At 61.8% G+C, this 20,963-nt stretch carries 14 protein-coding genes and 1 pseudogene; 13 read left to right on the top strand and 2 right to left on the bottom strand.

The features are described 5' to 3' along the window. Positions 1–72: 72 nt before the first annotated feature. Positions 73–9,909, top strand: coding sequence for a LysM peptidoglycan-binding domain-containing protein (locus NKJ90_RS09285; protein WP_352485944.1), 9,837 nt, complete (start codon positions 73–75; stop codon positions 9,907–9,909). Positions 9,910–9,926: 17 nt separating this feature from the next. Here NKJ90_RS09285 and NKJ90_RS09280 read toward each other — a convergent pair whose 3' ends face one another. Further along, positions 9,927–10,859 (bottom strand): LysR family transcriptional regulator, encoded by a 933-nt coding sequence (locus NKJ90_RS09280; protein ID WP_023758741.1) that lies wholly within the window; start codon positions 10,857–10,859, stop codon positions 9,927–9,929. A 3-nt stretch (positions 10,860–10,862) separates the two neighbouring features. Continuing rightward, positions 10,863–11,331 (bottom strand): annotated as a pseudogene (locus tag NKJ90_RS09275) (L,D-transpeptidase). 202 nt (positions 11,332–11,533) lie between these two features. On the opposite strand from NKJ90_RS09275, the gene NKJ90_RS09270 reads away from it, so the two are divergent. The 12 genes from NKJ90_RS09270 (at position 11,534) to NKJ90_RS09215 (ending at position 20,951) form a co-directional block, all read left to right on the top strand. Beyond that, positions 11,534–12,466, top strand: coding sequence for a hypothetical protein (locus NKJ90_RS09270; RefSeq protein ID WP_352485943.1), 933 nt, complete (start codon positions 11,534–11,536; stop codon positions 12,464–12,466). Between the two features lie 18 nt (positions 12,467–12,484). Continuing rightward, entirely contained in the window at positions 12,485–13,117 is a 633-nt protein-coding gene (locus NKJ90_RS09265) for a hypothetical protein (RefSeq protein ID WP_352485942.1), read from the top strand. Positions 13,118–13,134: 17 nt separating this feature from the next. After that, positions 13,135–13,968 (top strand): type III secretion system inner membrane ring lipoprotein SctJ, encoded by an 834-nt coding sequence (gene sctJ / locus NKJ90_RS09260; protein WP_352485941.1) that lies wholly within the window; start codon positions 13,135–13,137, stop codon positions 13,966–13,968. Next, entirely contained in the window at positions 13,965–14,594 is a 630-nt protein-coding gene (locus tag NKJ90_RS09255; protein WP_023758736.1) for a SctK family type III secretion system sorting platform protein, read from the top strand. Before sctJ ends, NKJ90_RS09255 begins: the two co-directional genes overlap by 4 nt. Then, the gene (gene sctL, locus NKJ90_RS09250) at positions 14,591–15,208 is read left to right on the top strand and encodes a type III secretion system stator protein SctL (protein WP_352485940.1); all 618 of its coding nucleotides are present in this window, start codon (positions 14,591–14,593) and stop codon (positions 15,206–15,208) included. The genes NKJ90_RS09255 and sctL overlap by 4 nt, the downstream gene beginning before the upstream one ends. Then, the gene (locus NKJ90_RS09245; RefSeq protein ID WP_352485939.1) at positions 15,205–16,563 is read left to right on the top strand and encodes a FliI/YscN family ATPase; all 1,359 of its coding nucleotides are present in this window, start codon (positions 15,205–15,207) and stop codon (positions 16,561–16,563) included. The genes sctL and NKJ90_RS09245 overlap by 4 nt, the downstream gene beginning before the upstream one ends. A 13-nt stretch (positions 16,564–16,576) precedes the next feature. Beyond that, positions 16,577–17,038, top strand: a complete 462-nt coding sequence (locus tag NKJ90_RS09240) for a hypothetical protein (RefSeq protein WP_156938522.1) — start codon at positions 16,577–16,579, stop codon at positions 17,036–17,038. A 78-nt stretch (positions 17,039–17,116) separates the two neighbouring features. Then, positions 17,117–18,175 (top strand): type III secretion system cytoplasmic ring protein SctQ, encoded by a 1,059-nt coding sequence (sctQ, locus tag NKJ90_RS09235; protein ID WP_352485938.1) that lies wholly within the window; start codon positions 17,117–17,119, stop codon positions 18,173–18,175. Beyond that, positions 18,168–18,821 carry a type III secretion system export apparatus subunit SctR gene (gene sctR / locus NKJ90_RS09230; RefSeq protein ID WP_352485937.1) on the top strand — a complete coding sequence of 218 codons (654 nt, stop codon included), beginning with the start codon at positions 18,168–18,170 and terminating at the stop codon, positions 18,819–18,821. Before sctQ ends, sctR begins: the two co-directional genes overlap by 8 nt. Positions 18,822–18,837: 16 nt before the next feature. Beyond that, a complete protein-coding gene (locus NKJ90_RS09225; protein WP_023758730.1) occupies positions 18,838–19,107 on the top strand; it encodes an EscS/YscS/HrcS family type III secretion system export apparatus protein in 270 nt (89 codons plus the stop codon). Between the two features lie 9 nt (positions 19,108–19,116). After that, on the top strand, positions 19,117–19,932 hold the full coding sequence (gene sctT / locus NKJ90_RS09220) for a type III secretion system export apparatus subunit SctT (protein ID WP_352485936.1): 816 nt from the start codon (positions 19,117–19,119) through the stop codon (positions 19,930–19,932). A gap of 170 nt (positions 19,933–20,102) precedes the next feature. Then, the gene (locus tag NKJ90_RS09215; protein ID WP_352485935.1) at positions 20,103–20,951 is read left to right on the top strand and encodes a D-glutamate cyclase family protein; all 849 of its coding nucleotides are present in this window, start codon (positions 20,103–20,105) and stop codon (positions 20,949–20,951) included. The last annotated feature ends 12 nt before the right edge of the window (positions 20,952–20,963 follow it).

Below are 20,963 nucleotides of genomic sequence, written 5' to 3'. Positions count from 1 at the left end.
CCAAAAGGGTGCGATCGGGCGGGCGTGCCGGCGGCCAGGCTGCCGGCAACAGTGATTCCGGAGGTCGTCCAGATGGTTCGCCTGGTAACGCTCAACAAGCCGCCCGTCCAGCCGCAAAAGGTCAATGCCACGGCAAACGCCGAGCAGATAGCGCGGCTGGAGGCGCAGGCGGCGAAACTCCGGGAGCAGATCAGGCTCGCCAACCGGATGGGTGAGCGCGACTGGGCGGCGCAGGCCCGCCAGGAACTGGCGCAGGTGAACACGCAACTGAGTTCCCTTCAGCCGCCGCCGGCTGCGGCTCCGGCAGCGCCGGCGTTGAACGCCAGCACCGGCATATCCGGCAACGGCACGACGGTGACGCCGGCGCTCTATGTGCGGACTGATCTCGCGGCACCCACGCTGATGCCGGTGAAACTTGACGCAAGCAAGCCCGACGACAACGCCGCGGAAGCGACGACTGCCCGCAACATCGTCAACGACGTCACCGGTGGCAAAAGTATCGACCAGATTGCGTCTGCCCGCGGCATGACGCGCGACCAGGTCATCGCCGCGCTCAGGTCTGGCGGGATGACCGTGTCGACCGCCGACCCCAGCGGCAATGGTGACGTGCAGACAACGAAAATCACGGATGCCAGCGGCCGCACCGTCACGCAATATTACGACTATCAACACGACAGCTACTATACGAGCGTCGAGCAACCCAACGGCACCGCGACCACCACACCGATCCGGGATGGGCTCGGGCGCAAGGAAACCAGCAACTACAATCCCGATACCGGCGCCATCACGACGCGTTACGAAGACGATCTCGGCAAGGGCACCGTCACCGAGCGAACGTCGCTGCCCAACGGTGCTTCGGTGGAAACGGTGACGCCAGGCGCCGGTCCGTCCCTTCCCGTGACCACCGTCACCGGTCCTGACGGCCACAAAACCATATTGGCGGCCGCGCAGGATCCGGGTGGGAAAAGCACGCAGAACATCAAGCAAGGTCTGGCCGACGGGAAAAGCATCGAGCAGATCGCGCAGGACAACGGCCTCACCAGCGAGCATGTGATGGCCGAACTGCAGGCCGCCGGCTATCAGGTCAAGACGCAGGCAGCGGCGAGCGGCAATGGCGACGTGCAGTCGGTGGAGCTCGTTGACCCGCACACCGGCGACAAGACCGTCTACTCGCACGACTATCAGCACGACGAACGCTCCGTCGTGACCACGGCCGACGGCAAGGAAACCTCGCAATCCGTCGATGGCAACGGCAAGACCCGCAACAGTGTGCACAACACCAAAACGGGCGAGACCACGACCACGATCGTCGATCCGAAAACGGGGACCGAAACCAAGATCGTCACCGACAAGGACGGCCGGGTGACGACGACCATCACCGAGAAGATCAATGGCGGCAAGCCCGTCGAGCACGAGGTCAAGCCCGGCGACAATTTGACCCTTATCGCGCAGCAATATGGCGTATCGCTGGATGATCTCAGACGGACGAATCCTGAGCTTTTCGATTCGTCCCGAGATCCGGACATCATCAAGCCCGGAGAAAAGGTCACCATCGAAAACGGGACGCGCACTACCGTGGAGGTCACCTTCAACGGCTATACGCTGACCACTAAGCCCGATGACAGCATGACGCTGCACAACAACACCACCGGCACCGACCTGAAGATCGAGGCAGGAAGCACGCAGGCCGCTTTGGCCAGGACGCTATTGGCGGTGAACCCCAACAGCAGCAATTTCGAGGAGGCAAAGGAAGGCCAGGTCGTGAAGACCTTTGTCGAAGGGCTGTTGGCCGGTGAGACCTTGCCCAGCCTCATCGACGCCGCGGAGAAGGCCGGACAGGACAAACAGGCCTTGATCGACAAATACGGTTTGGGCACGGCCGCCAAGCCCAAGCTGGATGGGCAAAACAGGGTTGTCGATCCGTTCGGCGATCCGCCACAGGGCAACGCACCTTCCGGCGGGAAGTGGACGCCGATGAAGATCGACGGCGTCTGGACCTGGGTCGATCCCCAGGTCGCCCAGGCCATCATTTCCGAGAACATCGCCCTGTCGCGCATCACCGAGACGCGAGCTCTGGCCGGCCAGCAGCAGGAGCAGTTCAACGTCGATATGCTCGATCCCGCCTACAAAGATGCCGTTGATGGCGCGCAGACCATCATAAACAGGGCACTGGCGCCTAACGGTCTGCAATGGACCGCGCAGAAACCGAAGGGCACGCTCGCCGATGCGCGGGAGCGGCTGACCAAGGCCAACACCTTGCTACAGAACGCACGCGATGCCCGTGGCGAATATGAGAATGCCGCACGCGTCCTCAAGGATGCCATTGCCGGGCAGAGCAAGCTGACGCCGCTGGGTGATCCCGATGCAACAGCTGTCGGCCCTGTCAACGGCCCGAACCGGTATACCGAACACGCTCAGGGTGTCGCCGAGCACGCGGCCGTCGACAAGCTGTTTTCCGAGGTCGGCCTGCATCTGAGCAAGGGCGACAAGCTCACCATCGATTTCCTGGTGGGCAAGGCCGAACTGGACGGCGTCCCCACGGACTCGAAGGAATACAAGGACCTCAAGGCGCTGCAGACGACAGCAGGCAGTCAGCTCGAACTGGCGCAGGCCTACCAGAACTACTTCGACGCTCATACCACTGCCGCACAGGTCGGCGCGCAGCAGACGGATCTCGAGCAAAAGCTGCTTGGCCAGTATCTTGGCGAACAGGAGTTCGACCCCAACGAGGAATACAACCGGTATAGCGGCGACTACCTCGGACACTACAAGACATCGACGCTCGAGGTCCGCGACGGCCAGCTCTGGGTCGTCAATCATTTCGACAAGGGAACGACGGAGCAGCAGCTCACCTACAGTCTGAACGACAAGAATATCTCGGACGAATATCGGGACCGCCAGCTCAACAAGGACTGGCAACAGCTTCTGAGCGGTTCGACGGAGAAGATGTGCACCGCCAACGGCCTGGAAACCGCGAAGGCCGGCGAGGCGCAAGCGGCAAAGAATCTGAACGATGTCCTAGACAAGCAGCTCGGCAACAGCATCACCGACCTGAAAACGAAGCTGACGAGCCTGCAGACCAACTTCAACAATGCGCTGACGCAACACGGGCCTGGAGCGGTCGATGCGCCCCAAGGGACGCTGCCCGATGGCGTGCAGCCGGTCGAAATCGAGGTCGCAGGACAGACGATCAAGGTGGCGCCGGAGGTTGCCCAGAAATACAACCAGACAGGAATCGATGCGCTGACCCAGGGCGGCAAGGCAATCTGGATCGACCTGGACACACAGGATAACGATCATGGTGGCCGCTGGGTCGACCCCGAACTGGCGGTCTCCAAGCTCAAGCTTGATGCGACAAGAGCTCAGATAGCACAGGCCGAGGATCTGCGCCGAGTGGTGCAAGGGTTCAGCGATTACCATGAGCTTCGGCTCAGCGATCCCTCGCTCTTGGCCGACCGCAACAGCATGGTGGACAAGACCTATCTGGACGAACATCAGCAGCAGACGCTCGACGGCATCTATCAGCCGAAGTTCCAGCAACTGCTCGACAGCGGCTATGACAACGAGTTCCGGGAACAATCTGGTCCGACCCTCGATGACACGGTCGCCAGGACGTTCGGCCTGAATTCTTCGACCGATGATGGCCGCGAGGCGATCGAGAATGTGACGCATGAGATCCGCGATATTGGCGGCGACGATCCGTATGTGCGCAGCGTGCCGATCTTCTATGTCGACGACGAGGTCGGGACGCAGCAGGTCACGCTCTTTGCCGTGCGCGACGGAGACGGCAACACTCGCTATGTCGACGTGACAGGCGAGAAGTTCGACGACCTCGGCGACTTCCAGGACAACAACAGCCAGTTTGGTGAGAGCGGCAAGCTCGTCGTTCCCAAAGGACTGGAGATGAAGGCGGGAGACGACGGCAAGATCGCGCTTGAAGTGGTGAAGGCGCGCAACGTCTCGGTCTGGGACAAGGTCGCCGATCCGCTGGTTGGCATCGGGACCGGCATCGCCACCATCCTGTCGTTCACGCCGGCCGCGCCGATCGCGGCCCCGCTGGCCTATACGGGTGCTGCCTATCTCGGAACCCGAGCGGTCATAAACCAGGTCAACCATCTGGAACATGGCGGCGAGTGGGACGATAGAGAGTCACTGATGAACATCGCCAGCGCGGCGACCACGGTTCTGCCCATGGCATCCAGCGGCCTGCGCACCATTGGCTTGGCGGGAAAGGAAATGACCGCGCTTCAGGCCTTCCGTGGCAGCATAGGTGCGACACGATCCGGCTCTTCCCTGGCGCTCGAAACCCGCGGTTACATGCAATCGACCGCCGGCCTGAACAAGGCGGCGTGGGGAATGGATGTCGGCTCGGTGATTGTCGGCGCACCCTTGCTGGCGACCTCTGCCTATGATCTTGCCGTCAACGGAGATCAGATGAATGGTCTCCAGCTTGCCAATGCGCTTACCGGTCTTGGCACCGGCATCACCGGCACCGGCCTCGGCATCCACGGCCTGCGTACGTTGCGGCCGGGAACGGGCACGCAGGCGAGCTCCAACGGTCCGGACGCCAGTCCGCCACCGGGCAGCGACGGACCGCACCAGCAGCCGCCTGGCGGCAACGGACCGCGGCAATTGCCGCCGGCGCCGGAGCCCAATTCCTCGGGGCGCCCAATGAATGTCTATGAGATCGGTGCCGATGGCGTTTACAGGCCGACCGGGAAGCAGGTTTTCCACGACCCCAGCCATCCGGTGATACCTGGAGAAGTGATCAAGGCCGATGACGGCAGCGGCGATGGTTCGACAATGCAGCCGGGCCACGATCCTCAGGGGTCGACCCCGCCCGGTACTGCCCATCCCGCCGATGGCGATCCCATCATCGTACCGGGCAAGCCGACAGGACAAGACGGAACGGTGCGCCTCGTCTGGGACCCGGAGACACGCAGCTTTGCCGGCACGCCCGGACACGACACGAGCGGGTATGTCTACACCAGCGGCAAGGATCCGAGGACGCCCTCGGCCTATCTCGACGGCTTGGCCGTCGAACAGCTTGTGGCCCGCTACGAGCAGGAGAAGGGCTATTATTCCAGCCGCGAGATGGCCGAGCGCTATGGGCCGGACGGCGTTCAGATTCCGCGCACGCTGCTTCGTGACATACTGCCGGACTTCCGCGTCGGTGTCACCTTCCGGGTCCGGTTGAACACCGGCGATGCATTCGGGATCGGCTCGCCGACAATCGCGGCCATTGGCTTCGGTGTCGGAACCAAGACCGATGTCGGCATGATCGGGTGGTCGATCGTCGACAGCGTCAGCCAACGCAGCCTGACGCCGTTCAAGGACGCACTCGGCACCCAGGGCGTCGTATCCTACCGGGCACGCGAATACAGGAACATCACAGGCCTCCAGGCCGGTGTCTGGCCGGTGTCCAATCAGACGGCCTTCCCGGTTCGCAGCAGCGATCTGTCGGCGGCGGCGAGCAAGGCGATATTCAGCGATGCGACCGGCTATGACGCCAAGCCGCTGGACGCTGCCATCGTTGGGATGACACCCGATGGCGAAGGCACCGTGATCGAGATGGCCTACACGCCTTTGCTCAAGGGCGAGGAGGTCACGCTGGCACCTGGCCAGCATGACTTCTTTGGCGTGCCGGCGGAAAACAGATCCGGCCACGTCCAGCTGCAAGGCGCGCTTCCGTTCGACCGTGTCATGACCGAGACCAAAGCCGGTATACGCCTGCCGATCGTGGCCAATCATGTCGCGGCGGTGGACCAGATGCCGCGCGTCGGCTTAGAGAAGCGACCGGAACTGTCCGTGAAGGACACGCTCCAGCCGGGCGACATCGTGTCGACGCAGGCATACGACCAGATCCAGTCCGCTCTCGGCTCGACAAGCCTGAAAATCCAGTTCGCGGTCAAGGACCCGGCGAAGGCGTCCGAACTCATCGCAGCCATCGGCCAGGGCGATGGCATCCGCTCGATCCGTGACCTCGTCAACGCCGGCCAGATCGATCCGTCGAACACGGTTTCTCTGGTCGATGAGCCGACGCTGAGCGGATTGCGTCTCTCGGCAGTACCGGGCAAGGCGCCGACGGCAGACATCGTTTTGCTGACCGGCGAGAAGGCTCGAATTGTAAATCCCGAGGCCATGCTGGTCGACGTCATCTTCAACGATCACAACAGGCTGCCTGGCGTACTGGGTTTCAATCCCGACCGGATGGTCACGTCCGCGACCTACAAGGTGAAATCGACGCTACAATCATGGCTTCCCGCGCGCTTCCAACCCGACGAATCACCGCAGTCCCGCTACATGCCCAGCGCCGGCAACATCTATAAGAACCTCTACGGTTCGCACGGCACCCCGGCCACGCGCTACACGCTTTCACTCTCGACGCATCCTCTGCCTGCAGGTGCGTTGACTTTCAGCGCCGAGGTGAGAATCCAGTACAAGTCCAGAGCGGCCAGCATCGCGCCGTCGATCGCCAAGAACGAAACCGCGACACTGACCTTCGATCGCGCCGACGGGCAAAATGAGGAATTGACGATCCCCGCCTGGCTCGCCCACGCCGTGGAAACCTCGCGCGACGGGGCGGCGACAGGCATCCCGAAGGGCGGCAAGGCCTCCCTGGAGCAGTTCCTCGGCGAACTGGAAAAGAATGCAAGACCCGACCAGCGCGCGGCGATCGAGCAGTTCCGGACGGAATTCGGCCCATCGATCGTCGATGGCGGCTTCATGCGCCAGAACGTTGCCGACGGCGTGCTGACCTTCCTCTCCTCGCAGGTGGGCAGCCGCCGAAACGGCCCGATCCAGATAAGGGACGAGCACGGTCAATCCGTGACCGCCACCCGTTATGGACCGCTGCCAAAGAGCGCAGAGAATGTCTATGTGCCGCCCGCCGACGGACCGCCAGCGCGCAGCGACGAACCGGAGCTGATGCACAAGTCGCATATTCTGTTCCGCGATCCCGAGACCGGAGAGGCATACGTCCTGCCATGGATGCGCGGCGCCTCCGAGGACCATGTGCCGGGCACTCAGGGGCGGCCGGAGGGCGAAAGCGTGCCGCCGGCGGCGAACCCTGCCAGGAAGGCAATCGAGGCGGCGCCTCCCACGACCTATTCGCTGCAACAGGTCCGCAACATGCGCCAGCCTGAGAAATGGCAGGCCGGCGAGATCTATACGCGCGAACTCAATGGGTCGCCTGGAGAAGCGCATTTCCCGGTCGATGCCAACCTGGGTGGGTCCCACCCCGTCTCAGGCGTGGGTGGGCGATATGTGGATTCGCCCGTCTTCAAGAGCGACGACGTGATCGAGGCGATCGAGGTCAAGACCTATCATCGCTGGACGACGATCAACGGCGTCGCGCAGATGCGCGAAGTGCCGCTCACGCCGAAACTGCAGGAGCAGATCAACAAGGATGTGGCACTGCGGAACGAGAACCCGGGCTATCAACCGCGCTGGGTTTTCCTCGATGCGCCGCCTTCCGCGGACTTGCAGCGGGCGCTCGACGATGCGGGAATTGTCGGCAACATCTTCGGACACAACAGACCCGCCACGGCTGCGCCGCAGCTACAATCGGCAACGGCCGGAACCGGTCCGGGCCGAACCCTGCAGCTCAAGGACGAGAGCGGCAAGGTGATCACCGCGACAATGTTGGGCACCGAGCCGAGGGGCTCGGAACAGGTCTATGTGCCGCCTTCCGACGGGCCTCGTGCGCCGGCCGATGCACCGGAGCTGGCGGACAAGACGCACATACTGGTGTACGACCCCGACACCGGCGAAGCCGTCGTGCTGCCGTGGATACGCGGTGCTTCCGGCGGCCACGCGCTCACCCGAGATGGCGTCAGGGCGACTTCGCTTGACCAGGTGCCGGATCTCAACATGGCCGATTTCGAGCCAAACCAGATCCCCTGGCTCAGGCGTGAGCAGGTGGCCGAACTGACGGAACAGCAGTTCCGCGACATGGATCAGGCCGGCTTGCTGCCCTCTCTGACCAGGAGCCAAATGCGGGGTATCGCGAAGGCAAAGATAGGCCAGGTCAACATCGCGGGCCTCGACGGGAAACAGATTCCTTGGCTGACCGAGGGCCACATCCGGAATATGACCGGCCAGCAGTTCCGGGATCTCGGCAAAGCCGGTTTGACGCCTCACCTGACGAAACCACAATTGCAGGCGATCAAAGGAGACAAGGTCGAGTTTGTCGACGTGTCGAAGTTGGAAGCGCGCCAGGTTCCGTGGTTCAAGCCCGGCCAGGTCGCGAAGTTCACGTCACAGCAATTCAAGGATCTGAGCGAGGCCGGATTGCTGAAGAACCTCACCGAGCGCCAGGTTGCGGCGATCCCCGAAACCATGGTCGGTTCCGTGGACGTGGCGAAGCTCGATCCCAAGCAGGTGCCGTGGCTGACCGCGAAGCAGATCCCGGCGTTGACCCGCGATCAATGGGGCGCCTTCACGATCCACCACACCGAAGCGCTGACCCAGCCGCAAATCGAAGCGGTGACACCAAAACAGTTCGAGGAAATGAGCCCCGGCCAGTTCCGCAAGTTCACGCTTGAGCAGTTCGAGTGGATGAGCGGGGATCACACGAACGGCCTCTCCGTGCTGCAACTGACGACCTATCGGGCAACCCATAAAAAGGCGATGACGCCGGATCAAGCGACCCGCGTCGATCTGGCGCTGAGCCATGCCAGGATGAGGGAAAACGCTCAGGCGCTCGCTACCTTTGGTGGCATGTCGACCACCTCCTACACGCTGTGGACTTCGTTGCCGCCAACTTGGACCGCCACCGCAAGTGGAGTGGCATTTGGCGTGCGAGGCTTCGTTTTCGGGGCGCAGGCGCTCTTCCCCAACGCAACCGCGGCTCACAAGCCGTTCGGGCGATTCCTCAATGCGCTCGGCGGAGCCACATTCATTGCCGCAGCACCAGGTGCCGCGACCGGGATGATCCAGGGTAAGGATCTTGTCGTCAACAGCACGTTTACGCTCGGCAACGTCGTCTATGGCACAAAGTCGATGCTGCAGTCGTTCACCGGCAGACCGGTGATCCGAAACCTGGCCGAACATCTGGCTGGACCAGGCTATGTGCTTGGCTGCGCCGTCTATACGCTGCATTCCTGGCCGGCGCCGATCGCAACAGTCGCCGGCACCATGTTCACGTTCGGCTGCGCGGAATTCTGGGCGTCGGCCATAAGGACGGACCGAATGAATAGCCGTTCGGTACCGCGAACCGATGCCGATATCGCGGCGGCGGAAAAGTCCGACAAGAGATGGACCGCATGGGATCGGTGGACCCTGGGCATCACCTTCGGCGTTGGAATGCTTCTCTTCTCGCTGGACTCCCTGCTCGCGGAGCCTTGGAAGGGCGCGAAGACGGCCCCTCCACCCGACCCGAAAAAACCGGCTGGCGATGCCTCGTCCCAGCGATCCGATGATCCTTCGGACGTTCCAGGTGGGGAACAAACCCCGCCAGAGACCTTTCCGCAACTTGTCGTCCAAGCGGATGACGGCCTGAATTTGCGGACCCAGCCCGACGGGCATTCGGCAGTGGCGACGGTTCTGCAACCCGGCACATTCGTCGAACAGACCGCGAAACCTTCGACCGATCCTTCGGGAGAAGCCTGGATACCCGTCGCAGGTTTCGGACCGGACGGCGAAATGCATAGCGGCTGGGTCTCCGGCGACTATGTCGATGTTCACCCCAAGGGCAGCAGCAATTCCGAGGGCCGCACGAATCCAACGCTGGAGAAGAATGGCTATCAGTGGGTCGACGTCAAGAACGGCGACTCTATCCGCCTGATCGCCAGGACCCATTCAGCGGATGTGGCGGCCACGGTGGTGCTCAACATGGATCATATCCTGAGTCCGGACATGATTTTCTCCGGCGACCGCATCTACCTGCCGGTCACGTCGGTCGGCTGAAGAACTGCCGGCCCAATCTAGCGTCCGTCAGCAGGCTGCGCCTTGCCGCTTCTCGCGGCATAGGCGTGCGCGACGCAGGCGGCCAGCTTCGCCGCCCGCTCCGCTATCGGATTGGATGGTTCGGAAGAATAGGAGGCGGTAAACCGCAGGTCGGACGGGTGCCATTCGCAGTCGACAATGCGCAATGTGCCGCTTGCGGTATAGTCCTGGACGACTTCCTCGGGGAGCGAGGCTATCCCGATACCGTTGAGAGTCATCTTGATGGAGGCGGCCAGCGAATTGGCCGGAAAGATACGCGGCGTCTTTTCCAGTTCGCTGGTGAGCTTGCGGTAAAGTTCGCTGTAGGGTCTGGTGGTGCGCGCGTAGCTGATGATCGGAAACTGCATCAGATCATTCAGCGTCAGCTTGCTTCGGTTGGCCAATTTCAATTGCGGCGAACAGACCCAGACGAGCGGAAAGGATGGCAGCTCGATGTTCTCGATGCTGTGCTCCAGAATCGGGCCCATCAGCACTGCAAGATCGAGCCTGTGGGACATGAGTTCGTTGCGAAGGGTCGTCGTCGCATCAACGACAATATCCGTATCGACAAGCGGGTAGTTTGCTTGCAATTCCTTCAGGAAATCCGGAAGCCAGGTGTGCACGATGGATTCGGCAACCCCGAGCCGAAGCACCCCTGCCGTCTCTGAAAGAGAGTTGGCCGCCAGCTGCAGCCGTTCCGCTACGCGCAGGACCCGTTGAGCAGGTGGCAGCAGCCGTTGTCCCTCGGCGGTCAGCCTGACGGTGCTGCTGTGCCGTTCGAACAGCTTGGCGCCCAGCGCTTCTTCCAGGCCGGCAATTCGGGTGGATACCGCCGGCTGCGTCGTGTTCAGGCGTTCCGCTGCCTTTCGAAAGCTTCCGAACGTGGCAACCAGGAGAAAGGTTTCGAGCTGCTTGATGTTGAAAGGGATCACGATTCAATGCCGGACAATAATCTGAGCTCCAATCTTTACGCGGTCATATAGATCGATAACGTCTTCATTGGTCATGCGGATGCATCCCGAGGAGTTGGCCTGTCCGACGGTCCATGGCTGGTTGGTGCCGCGGACGCGATAAAGCGTATTTCCGATATAAAGGGCGCGGGCGCCCAATGGGGTTTGGTCCTCCCGCGACATGAACGGGCAGCAAGCGACCCTTGGATGCTTTCCCGGATCGCATATCGGCAGGCGGTCGCCAATCCGGCCAGTTTCTCTTGCTCGAAATCGTGTCGCGACCGGCCCACTCCAGGCCCTCCTTGCCAACCCCCACTGCATATCGCAGCGCTTTGCCGTCCCCAAGGATGTAATAAAGACGCCGCTCCGTGGTGTTGATGACGATCGATCCCTTCGGTTGAGCCTCGCTGAAGTTCACGATTTGCCTTGGGATCGCTAACCGCTCCGGCAGCATTCCTTCGTCCGACGTCTGGTCGGGAGCGGAAGGGGAGACCAGCACATTTCTCGCCTGATCGTAAGTCCAGCATCTAGGGTCATAAGCGCTCTTCGATTGGGCCTGCGCTGAAGCCATGGCGGCAACCAGCGTGGCAGCAACCAAGGCTGCCGCTGCCACTCTCCGGCTGAGACGTGGGCCGAACAGGATACTGCCTCCCGCTATGCTGGCGGGAGCGAACGCGTTCGCGAGCAGCGCCCTGTTTGCCACCACCGACACCTTTCTGCATCCAGGCGTTGAACAGGGGATCACACACGGGTCCCGCCTGATTCCAGCGCGCACCATATCGCTTTGCTCACTGTTCGCAACATTTGGCACCGAACTAGCATCGGCAATCCAATTGGACTTCCAATTTCGCAGTGCGCACGTTAGAGTGAACCCGGCGGGCAAAACCATGAAGCGAGCGATGCGGGTCACCACTCGTGGGTCGCTTGCAATAGGACAAAAGTTGACGGGACGCGGTATTTGCCATGCGGATCGGTTGTCGGGAGCCAGGGCTGCCTTTGCCGCCAGCGGCCTTGCCGTGGTCCTGGCGCTCGGCTTTGGCTCGCAGCACGCATACGCTGCCGAACCGCGATGGCCACCTGGCCCTTACAAATACATCACGGTCGACCAGTCGGTGGCAGACGCGCTGGTCGAGCTTGGCCGCAACATGCGAGTGCCGATGCGCGTCAGCAAGCTTGTAAAAGGACGCCTGAGCGCCGGCATGCCGGCGGGGACGGCCCACGAGTTTCTGGAACAGATTTGCAATCGATACGGGCTGGTCTGGCATTTCGACGGCATCGTCATGAACGTTGCGACCGAAGCCGAAATCCAGACGGAAATGATCCCGCTTGATGCAAACACGGCTGCCGGTGCGGAAGATCGGCTTTCGCGGCTGGGCGTCATCGATCCGAGGTTTCCGGTAAAGGTTTCCAAGCAAGACGATGTCGTCTCGGTATCGGGGCCACCCTCCTACATCGAACTGGTCAGGAAAACGCTCGGAGTTCCCGCGGCAACGGGCACGAAGCCGGAGCCGGGCAAGATTGTTTCGGTCCGCGTTTTCCGCGGAAGGCAGGTGGAGGCGTATGACGTCCCCTCCGCCGAGAAGAACTAGGGAACGGGAGGCAGGTTCATGCAGATCGCACCGATTGGAGCCTTGGAGGCTACGCTTGCAAACTTGACCACCAGCATAAGCTCACAACAGCAGATCACCGCTGGCGCCGCGGCGCAGCCTGGCAATCGAATGGCCGGTGCCAAGCAGGAAAAGCACGACGCCGTGAGGGTCAACACGCCTGAGCGCGGTGATGTCGCCACACGGGAAGGTCAGCAGGTGGCACAAGCGTCGTCCGGTGCCAATCCGGCAATGGCTGGGCAATCCTCCAAGCCGGAAAGGACGGAAGCGATCGTCGAACGCCAACTCTTCGACTATCTGGCCGAGGCAGAGAAGGCAGGGGGCGGGGCGTTCACGGATCCGTCGGCCCTGTTCGGGTCGGCCGTTCGGTCGTTGGACGGAACCATGCAGCAGGTCCAGAAAGCCCTGGGCCAGGCGAACGCCCCGGTGAGCGCCGATGCAGCTACGGTGCAGGATGCCGCCGGCAAGACGGCCCCGTCAGGCAAGGAAGCAGAAAATTCCCCGGCAAAGAATGCCGAGCAACTTCTCGAACGGTCCATTTCGGTGATGTGGGCAGCCGCCAATCTCGAGGTGGTGACGAGCAGCGTGACGGCCGTCACGTCGTCCACCAGCACGCTGATCAAACAACAGTGAATGCCGCGGGGTATTTCGTGCCGACGCTAACCTTGCCGTGGCGGTCAACGCTATTGAATCGATGCGGCGCCCGGTGGCGCGTGGCGTTGATTGTTATCGGCATGCTTGCGTTGCAGGCGTGCTCGGAGGAGCTCTATTCCAATCTCAACCAGCGGCAGGCCAACGAGATCGTGGCCACGTTGATGCGTCATGGGATTCCTGCCCAACGCGAGACCGCTAAAGATGGGAAAATGACGGTTTCGGTGCAGAAAAATCGGTTCGCCGACGCAATGGCGATTCTGGATGAAAGCGGATTGCCCAAACAGGAATTCCAGACGCTGGGCGACGTGTTCAAGAGAGGTGGGCTGGTGTCCTCGCCGGTGGAAGAGCGGGCGGCGATGATCTATGGCCTGAGCCAGGAGCTGTCGCAGACGATCTCGGATATCGACGGCGTGCTTTCCGCGCGCGTCCATCTTGTCCTGCCCGAAAACGATCCGCTGAGACAGCAGCTGGTGCCGTCGTCCGCCTCCGTCTTCATCCGGCATCGCGCATCGGTTCCGATGAATGAGCTGATCCCACAGGTCAAGATGCTGGTGGCCAAGGGTATCGCCGGACTGACCTATGACAATGTTTCCGTCACCCTCATTCCGGTAACGGCGGCGGCCCCCGAGCAGGGAACCGGCGAGGCGGGCTTCACGACGTTCCTCGGCCTTTGGTTGCATCCGGACAGCGTCGTCGCCGCGATGTGGCTGTTCTACGGCATGGCGGCGGCCATACTCGCGCTGGCTGCCCGGCTGGCCTACCTCCGGTGGTACCGACAGCCCGGCGTCTATGCGCTCGATGCTTCGGCACTGTCTGTGAAAAAGACATGACCGAGACCGGCTCGAAGCAAACCGCCAGCCCGGAATGGCAGGCATTCGTATCCAACCCCGCATCCTATGTGGATGCGGCCAGGCTCGCGGAATGCCTTGACGGCACGATCGGCGAGGCTGCCTGCGAGCGCATGCTGCAGTCGCGACGCCTGCATGAACGATTATCGGAGCTTCTGGTGGAGCGTCATAAGCTGTCTTCAGCAGTCGAAGAGCCGGCCGACGAGGTCGATCGAGCGATCGCCTTGTCCTCCGGCGAGGAGCTGGAGGAACTTGCGCTTCGCGCCGGCGCGATCTACTGGGCCGGCAGTCTGGCCGCTGTCATTGTTGGACGCGAAGCGGCCGCGTGGCAGGCAGCGCTTGGCGCGGATCTCTGCGCTTTCGCGGTCGCCAACCGCGATCTGGCCGGTCCGATGCAGCGGTTGGAACCCCTGGAGGACATTTACGGCCGTGTCTATGCCCACGGCCTGAGTTGCCTTGGCGCCTGGTGTCAGGCGATGCCTGGCGATACGAGCATGCGGGTGCGCCTCAAGCTGGTGCCGCACGAGCTTGTCGATCAGACGGCAGGCGAACCCTTTGCCGAGACCGGTCCCGCGATTGTTCGACGAGCGATGAGCTCGGCGGGATGATCGAACCGGGCAAAGCGACCGATGCCGTGCCGGGGCGCCCTTTCGCCCGGATCCTGCGCGCCGCCGAGGTGCGCGCCCTGCAGGATGGGCATGCCTTTCTCGATGAAGCAAGGCGCGATGCGCAGCAGTTGCGTGATGCCGCTCGGCGAGCCTATGCGGCTGAATATGCGCAGGGCTATGAAGACGGCAAGGCGCAAGGCGATGCGGACGCCACACGCTTGATCAGCGAGACGGCGGTCAAGGTGGATCACTATTTTGGCGGGCTGGAAGCCGAAGTCATCAGCCTGGCCCTCGATGTCGTCAGGCGAATGCTTGGAGAATTCGACGTCAGCACGCTTGTCGCGAAGGCGGCAAGGCAGGCTGTGATTGAAATTCGCCGCGCCAAATATCTGAAAGTCCGAGTTCATCCCGCTTCCGTCGACAGGGTTCGCGATGAGCTGGACGCTGTCTTGCGCGAGAGTGATCTGGGCATGACGGTCGAGATCGACGCGGATGACGCATTGGCAACCGGCGCCTGCATCGTTTCGACCGACTTTGCCGTCGTCGATGCGACCATCGACGCGCAGCTCCAAGCCATAGCTGCCGCGATTGCGTCAAAGGCGGAGGTTCCATGAAAGAGCCCGCTATTGATATCGAAAGCCGTCTGGCGTCCCTCATTCCGAACCTGCGCTCCGCCCTCCGCAACGATGCCAGCCGGCCCAGGAAAGGGCGTGTACGGCGGGTCACCGGCACGATCATCCATGCGACCGTCGAGGAGGCCCGGATCGGCGAGATATGCGAACTGGTCGACCCCAGGACCGGCAAGACGACCAAGGCGGAAGTCGTCGGCCTCATGGACGAAATGGCGATCCTTGTTCCGCTTGGCGATCTGAGCGGTCTTTCAAGCCTGACGGAGGTCGTCGCGACCGGAAAGGACCAGCGTGTGCCCGTCGGTCCCGGGCTTCTCGGCCGGGTGATCAGCGCGCTCGGCGAGCCCTTGGACGGCAAGCCGCTTTCGCAGGATGGCATGACCGGCAGCTATCCGGTCAATGCCTATCCGCCATCTCCGCTGGAGCGCAGCTTGATTTCCGAGCCGATCCAGCTCGGAATCCGCGTCCTCGACGGGCTGCTCACCTGCGCGCGCGGGCAGCGCGTCGGCATCTTCGGCGAACCTGGCGTCGGCAAGTCGATCCTGCTTTCCGACATCGTCAGAGGCACCGATGCCGATGTTGCCGTGGTCGCCCTTGTTGGAGAGCGCGGACGTGAAGTGCGTGAGTTCCTCGAACATCAGCTTGGACCGGAAGGGCGGCAGCGGGCAATCGTCGTCGTCGCGACCTCCGACCGGCCTGCCATCGAGCGCGTCAAGGCCGCCTATGTGGCGACCAGCATTGCCGAATATTTTCGCGACCAGGGTAAGCATGTGCTGCTTACGATGGACAACATAACGCGGTTTGCCCGTGCGCAGCGCGAGATTGGCCTGGCCTCGGGCGAGCCATCGACGCGTCGCGGCTTTCCATCTTCGCTGTTCGCGGTCTTGCCCCGCCTGCTCGAGCGCTCAGGCCCCGGCCGCGTCGGTTCCATCACAAGCCTCTACAGCGTTCTATTGGAAGGCGACGGCACGCTGGATCCTGTCGCCGAGGAAATTCAGGCGCTCCTCGATGGCCACGTCTTCCTGTCGAACGAACTCGCGCAGCGGAACCATTTCCCGGCCATCGACGTCCTGCGCAGCCGAAGCCGCCTCATGGATGCGGTTGTACCGCCGGCCCATCGGTCTGACGCCAGCCGCCTGCGTGAGTTGCTTGCCCGCTACGCCGACATCGAACTTCTCCTGCGGGTCGGTGAATACGAAAAGGGAAGCGATGCCGTCGCGGACGAGGCGGTGGCGAAGATCGATGCCATCAACGCCTTTCTGCGTCAGGCGTCCGCTACACACGAGAGCATCGACAAGACGCGCCAACTCATGCGGGAAATCGTCAATGAAAGATCGTGACATGATCGCTCGATTGGGCGACCTCAGACGCCGCCGGGAAGAACGCGCCAAGGAAGGCGTGATCAGAAGGCACGCCGCTGCGCATCGGGCCGCGAAGGAGGTTCAGGCGGCAGCCGCTGCGGTCACCGAACACCTCCGGCGCACGGTTGACGCAGAAGAGGCAGCGTTCGGTTCGCTGGTTGGGCAGCCGGTAAAGGCTGCCAGCTTCCATCGGCTTCAGGGACGGTTCGAAATCGCCGCCAGAAAAACCGAGCAGTTGCGCGAAAACGAGAAGATTGCCGGCGCCGCCGAGGAGCGACGGAAAGAGGAGTTGTCGGCAGCCCGCAATGATCATCGTGCGAGCCTGAAGGCGGTGACGAAGCTGGATGGCCTGTTGGAGCATCTGACCAAACGCAGCGCGCGCCGTCGCCTCGCTCTTTCCGAGCTTGTCGAGGAAGAGGAACGCGATCCGCCGCGCTTGCCAACAGAACGATAGCCCATCCGTGATCGTGGATATGGAAGTGTAATGCCTCAGGCCCTGGCGTCGGCAAAAACGAAAGCGCGCGGAAAACCGGTGAAACGCTCAGCAGGACTGCCGGGCGTCGGCGAACGGCTGACACTGGAATCCGTCGCGGCCGCGGAAGTCGGGGCATTGAACGCCTTCTACCGCCGCCGCGCCCCAGCGCAGATCACCATCGCGGGGAAGGCAATGACGATTGCTGCCGTCTGGCCGGCGGCGAACCCTGCGGACCAGCGGCTGTGCACGATTGCGTTCACCGTCGCAGGCAAGGTCGCCAAATTGCGCCTGCCGCTTTCTGTGGTCGAACGAGCCTTCGCCAAGGCGGACGAGCTGGTCGACATGAAACGACTGGCGCCCACTCACGCCGCACTGCTGCTGGAATCCGCATTCGAAGAGGACCTCGAAAGGATTGAGAGCAAGCTGGGTGAGAGGATCGCGCTCACCTCGGTTGAGCGAAGAGATACGGTTTCGGAGCAAATCCCCCTCGCTTTTGTCATGGCCGGCAACGACGAAACGATAGACTGCGTGTTGAACACGACGGACGCCGGCCTGGCGGTTCGGATCGGCCGCCTTCTCGACGAGATCGGCAAAGCGAGGCCGCCGATTCCGGCCGAATTCCCACTGTCGGTGTGCCTTCGACGTGGCGCGCTGACGATCACCCTTGGCGAGCTTCAAAGCCTGCAGCCTGGCGATGTGGTGCTTTTCAGGGATGCGGAGGAAGAACGCATGGCGGCACTCATCATTGCCGAGCGTCTTTATGCGCCGGTGACCTTGACTGCCGGTGGGCCGCAATTGCTTGCCGCGCCGTCTGCAATCGCTGGATCGAATTGGGAGTGGACCATGAACCAGAACACGCCGCCGCCAGCCGGCCAGACATTGGAAGAGTCGACTCTGGACGAGTTGCCGGTCGCGCTTGCCTTCGAGATCGGCCGCACGGCAATGCCTCTTGGGGACGTAAGGCAGCTTGCGCCCGGCGCTATCATTGCGCTCACCGATGTAACGCAGGAGACTGTCGACATCATCGCCAACGGCAAGCGTGTCGGTCGTGGCGAGATCGTGCGGATTGGGGAAAACCTGGGCGTGCGGATCGTCCGTATGTTCGACAATGCTTGAGAATTCGCCCAACCTCCTTGGGATTCTGATCGCTGTAGGCTTCGTCGGGTTGCTGCCGCTGGCCGTCGTCACGATGACGGGCTTCCTGAAAATTTCGGTCGTGCTGTTTCTTGTCCGCAACGCGCTTGGCGTCCAGCAGATGCCGCCCAATCTGGTGCTCTACGGAATAGCGCTTGTGCTTACGGTCTATGTCACCACGCCGTTGCTGAGCGAGATGTCGGGCCGGCTTCAGGAAGGACAAGTTCAGTTCCAGACTACGGACGACCTTGCCAGGGCGGCACAAATGGTCAGGGAACCATTGCAGCGACATCTGATGAAATTCACCCAGCCGGAAGAACGGCAGTTCTTTCTCGATGGCACAAGCCGCCTGTGGCCGGAACAGGCGCGGCAGAATCTCAAGGATGACGATCTCTCGATCCTTGTTCCCGCCTTCGTCGCATCCGAGCTTACCCGCGCCTTCGAGATCGGCTTCCTGCTTTATCTTCCTTTCCTCATCATCGATATCGTTGTTGCGAACGTCCTGATGACGCTCGGCATGATCATGGTCTCGCCGGTTCTCATTTCGATCCCGCTGAAACTGTTCCTTTTCGTCGCAATTGATGGCTGGTCGCGGCTGATGCATGGCCTCATCCTGAGTTACGTCTGACACCGCTGGGGTTCCCATGAGCAATGACTTCATCCTGGCGAAGGTCCAAAGCGCGCTTCTGACGGTGCTGCTCGCGTCCAGTCCGGCGATCATCGCGGCGCTGGCTGTCGGCATCCTTGTCGGCCTTGCCCAGGCGCTGACGCAGATTCAGGACCAATCGCTGCCGCAGACGATCAAGCTCGTGGTGATCCTGTTGGTCATCATCGTCTTCGGTCCGCTGCTTGGCCAGCAGATCGCGGAGCAGGCCTCGACGGCGCTGGACGAATTCCCCGTCGTCACGCGCTGAGGCACGCGGATGCCGGTCGAACCACTCTTCGCGTCGGTCAAAGAGCTTCAGTTCTATCTTCTGGCAGGGGCTTTCGCGCTCGCACGCCTGACCGGTTTCATGCTCCTGATGCCGCTCTTTTCACGCGTGCCGCTATCCGGCCTTCTGCGCAACGGGGTGGCCCTGGCGTTGGCGGTTCCGGTCTTTCCGATGATCGTGACCAAACTGACGAACACCGATATCACGACAACGATGATCGTTCTGTACATGCTCAAGGAGGTCGTTGTCGGGGTGACGCTCGGGCTGGCAATGGGCATACCGTTCTGGGCGGCGGAGGCTGCGGGCGATATCCTGGACCTGCAGCGCGGTTCCACGATGGGGACCCTGATCGATCCGATGATGACCCATGAGACGAGTGCCACCGGCACCTTGCTCGCCGTCATCATGGTGACGATCTATCTGGCAGCCGGTGGCCTGCAGCTCTCCCTGACGAGCCTCTACGACAGCTACGGCCTTTGGCCGATCGACCAACTTCTGCCTGTGTTCAGCAAGGATGCTGCCTGGATATTTCTCGATCTGCTGAATCGCATCCTGGTGATGGCGTTGACCCTTGTGTTCCCGGTCGTTGTCAGCATGCTCTTGTCCGACATTGTGCTGGCTTTCCTGGCGCGCGCCTCGCCGCACCTGAATGTCTTTGCGCTCTCGCTGGTCGTCAAGACGCTGGTGTTCAGCCTCGTACTTGTCCTCTACGCGGCTTTCCTGCTCTTCTACATGAACCGGGACCTGGCCTTTCTGCACGAAGCAGCACGACAGATAGAAGCGATCGGCTGCCGCAGCTGCCAATGAGAGCGAAAGATTTATGAGCAGAGGCTAATAATAACAGAGGCCTCTGTTTGTCGACCAATAAATACAATTTATCGACGAGGAAAGATTCTGATAATTTGACAGGCGGCCGACCCGTCGATGATCTTACGCCTTCTCGACGTGTCTCTGAAACATGCACATCCTCGGAATCCATGGCTCGCCAGACCACTTCATTGATCTACGAGGACTTGCGACTGGTCGATGCAGATAGGCTGCGCAGACTGGTTAGAACGGGCGCCTATGATGGGCATACGGGAGGGCTTGCGCGCGGCAAATTGCAGGCCAACGTTGTGATTGTGCCCCGCAGCTTTGCCGGAGATTTCCATCAGTTTTGCGTCCGCAATCCGAAACCCTGTCCTTTGGTGGCCGTGAGTCGTGCCGGCAGTCCATTGCTCCCCGCCTTGGGTGACATCGATATCCGCACCGATGCGCCCCAGTACAACATCTATTGGTTTGGGGAGATGATCCGTCGGAAAACCGACATCATCGATTTGTGGCGGGATGACTTTGCCGCTTTTGCGCTAGGCAGTTCGCTTACCGTCGAGGCAGCACTTGCCGAAAAGGGCGTGAAACTCCGTCGCATCGACGTCGGAAAAACTTCTCCCAAGTTTAGAACCAGGATCGAGACCTTCCAAGTCGGATCGTTTGGTGGCGAAATGGTCGTCTCCATGCGCCCGATAAGACAATGCGACGTCGACAAGGTTCGCGCCCTTACCGCAGGTTTCCCGCATGCGCACGGCTCCCCCATCCATGTCGGGGAGCCGGTGACCATCGGGATACGAGATTTGATGGCTCCCGACTGGGGCGATGCGGTCGAAATCAGGGAAGGGGAGGTCCCTGTATTCTGGGCCAGCAGCCTGACCGCTCAAGACGCTCTTGCGCGTGCCGAACTCGCGATCTCGATCACGGTGTCGCCGGGCCATATGCTGATCACCGACGTGGATGCACAAGCCGTTAGAGCACTCAGTGTTCGGACGGACTTGAGAACCAGGGCCTGCTGAGGATGCTGTTCG

Source organism: Mesorhizobium sp. M0051, assembly GCF_040323235.1.
Lineage (GTDB): Bacteria > Pseudomonadota > Alphaproteobacteria > Rhizobiales > Rhizobiaceae > Mesorhizobium.
The sequence above is the reverse complement of the archived record's forward strand: the minus strand, read 5'-3'. Positions and strand labels throughout refer to the sequence as shown.

Excerpts from the sequence above, each read along its gene's own strand:
- NKJ90_RS09285 (WP_352485944.1), top strand. The coding sequence starts at position 73 with ATGGTTCGCCTGGTAACGCTCAACAAGCCGCCCGTCCAGCCGCAAAAG.
- NKJ90_RS09270 (WP_352485943.1), top strand. The coding sequence starts at position 11,534 with ATGCTGGCGGGAGCGAACGCGTTCGCGAGCAGCGCCCTGTTTGCCACC.
- NKJ90_RS09265 (WP_352485942.1), top strand. The coding sequence starts at position 12,485 with ATGCAGATCGCACCGATTGGAGCCTTGGAGGCTACGCTTGCAAACTTG.
- NKJ90_RS09255 (WP_023758736.1), top strand. The coding sequence starts at position 13,965 with ATGACCGAGACCGGCTCGAAGCAAACCGCCAGCCCGGAATGGCAGGCA.
- sctL (WP_352485940.1), top strand. The coding sequence starts at position 14,591 with ATGATCGAACCGGGCAAAGCGACCGATGCCGTGCCGGGGCGCCCTTTC.
- NKJ90_RS09245 (WP_352485939.1), top strand. The coding sequence starts at position 15,205 with ATGAAAGAGCCCGCTATTGATATCGAAAGCCGTCTGGCGTCCCTCATT.
- sctR (WP_352485937.1), top strand. The coding sequence starts at position 18,168 with ATGCTTGAGAATTCGCCCAACCTCCTTGGGATTCTGATCGCTGTAGGC.
- NKJ90_RS09225 (WP_023758730.1), top strand. The coding sequence starts at position 18,838 with ATGAGCAATGACTTCATCCTGGCGAAGGTCCAAAGCGCGCTTCTGACG.
- sctT (WP_352485936.1), top strand. The coding sequence starts at position 19,117 with ATGCCGGTCGAACCACTCTTCGCGTCGGTCAAAGAGCTTCAGTTCTAT.
- NKJ90_RS09215 (WP_352485935.1), top strand. The coding sequence starts at position 20,103 with ATGGCTCGCCAGACCACTTCATTGATCTACGAGGACTTGCGACTGGTC.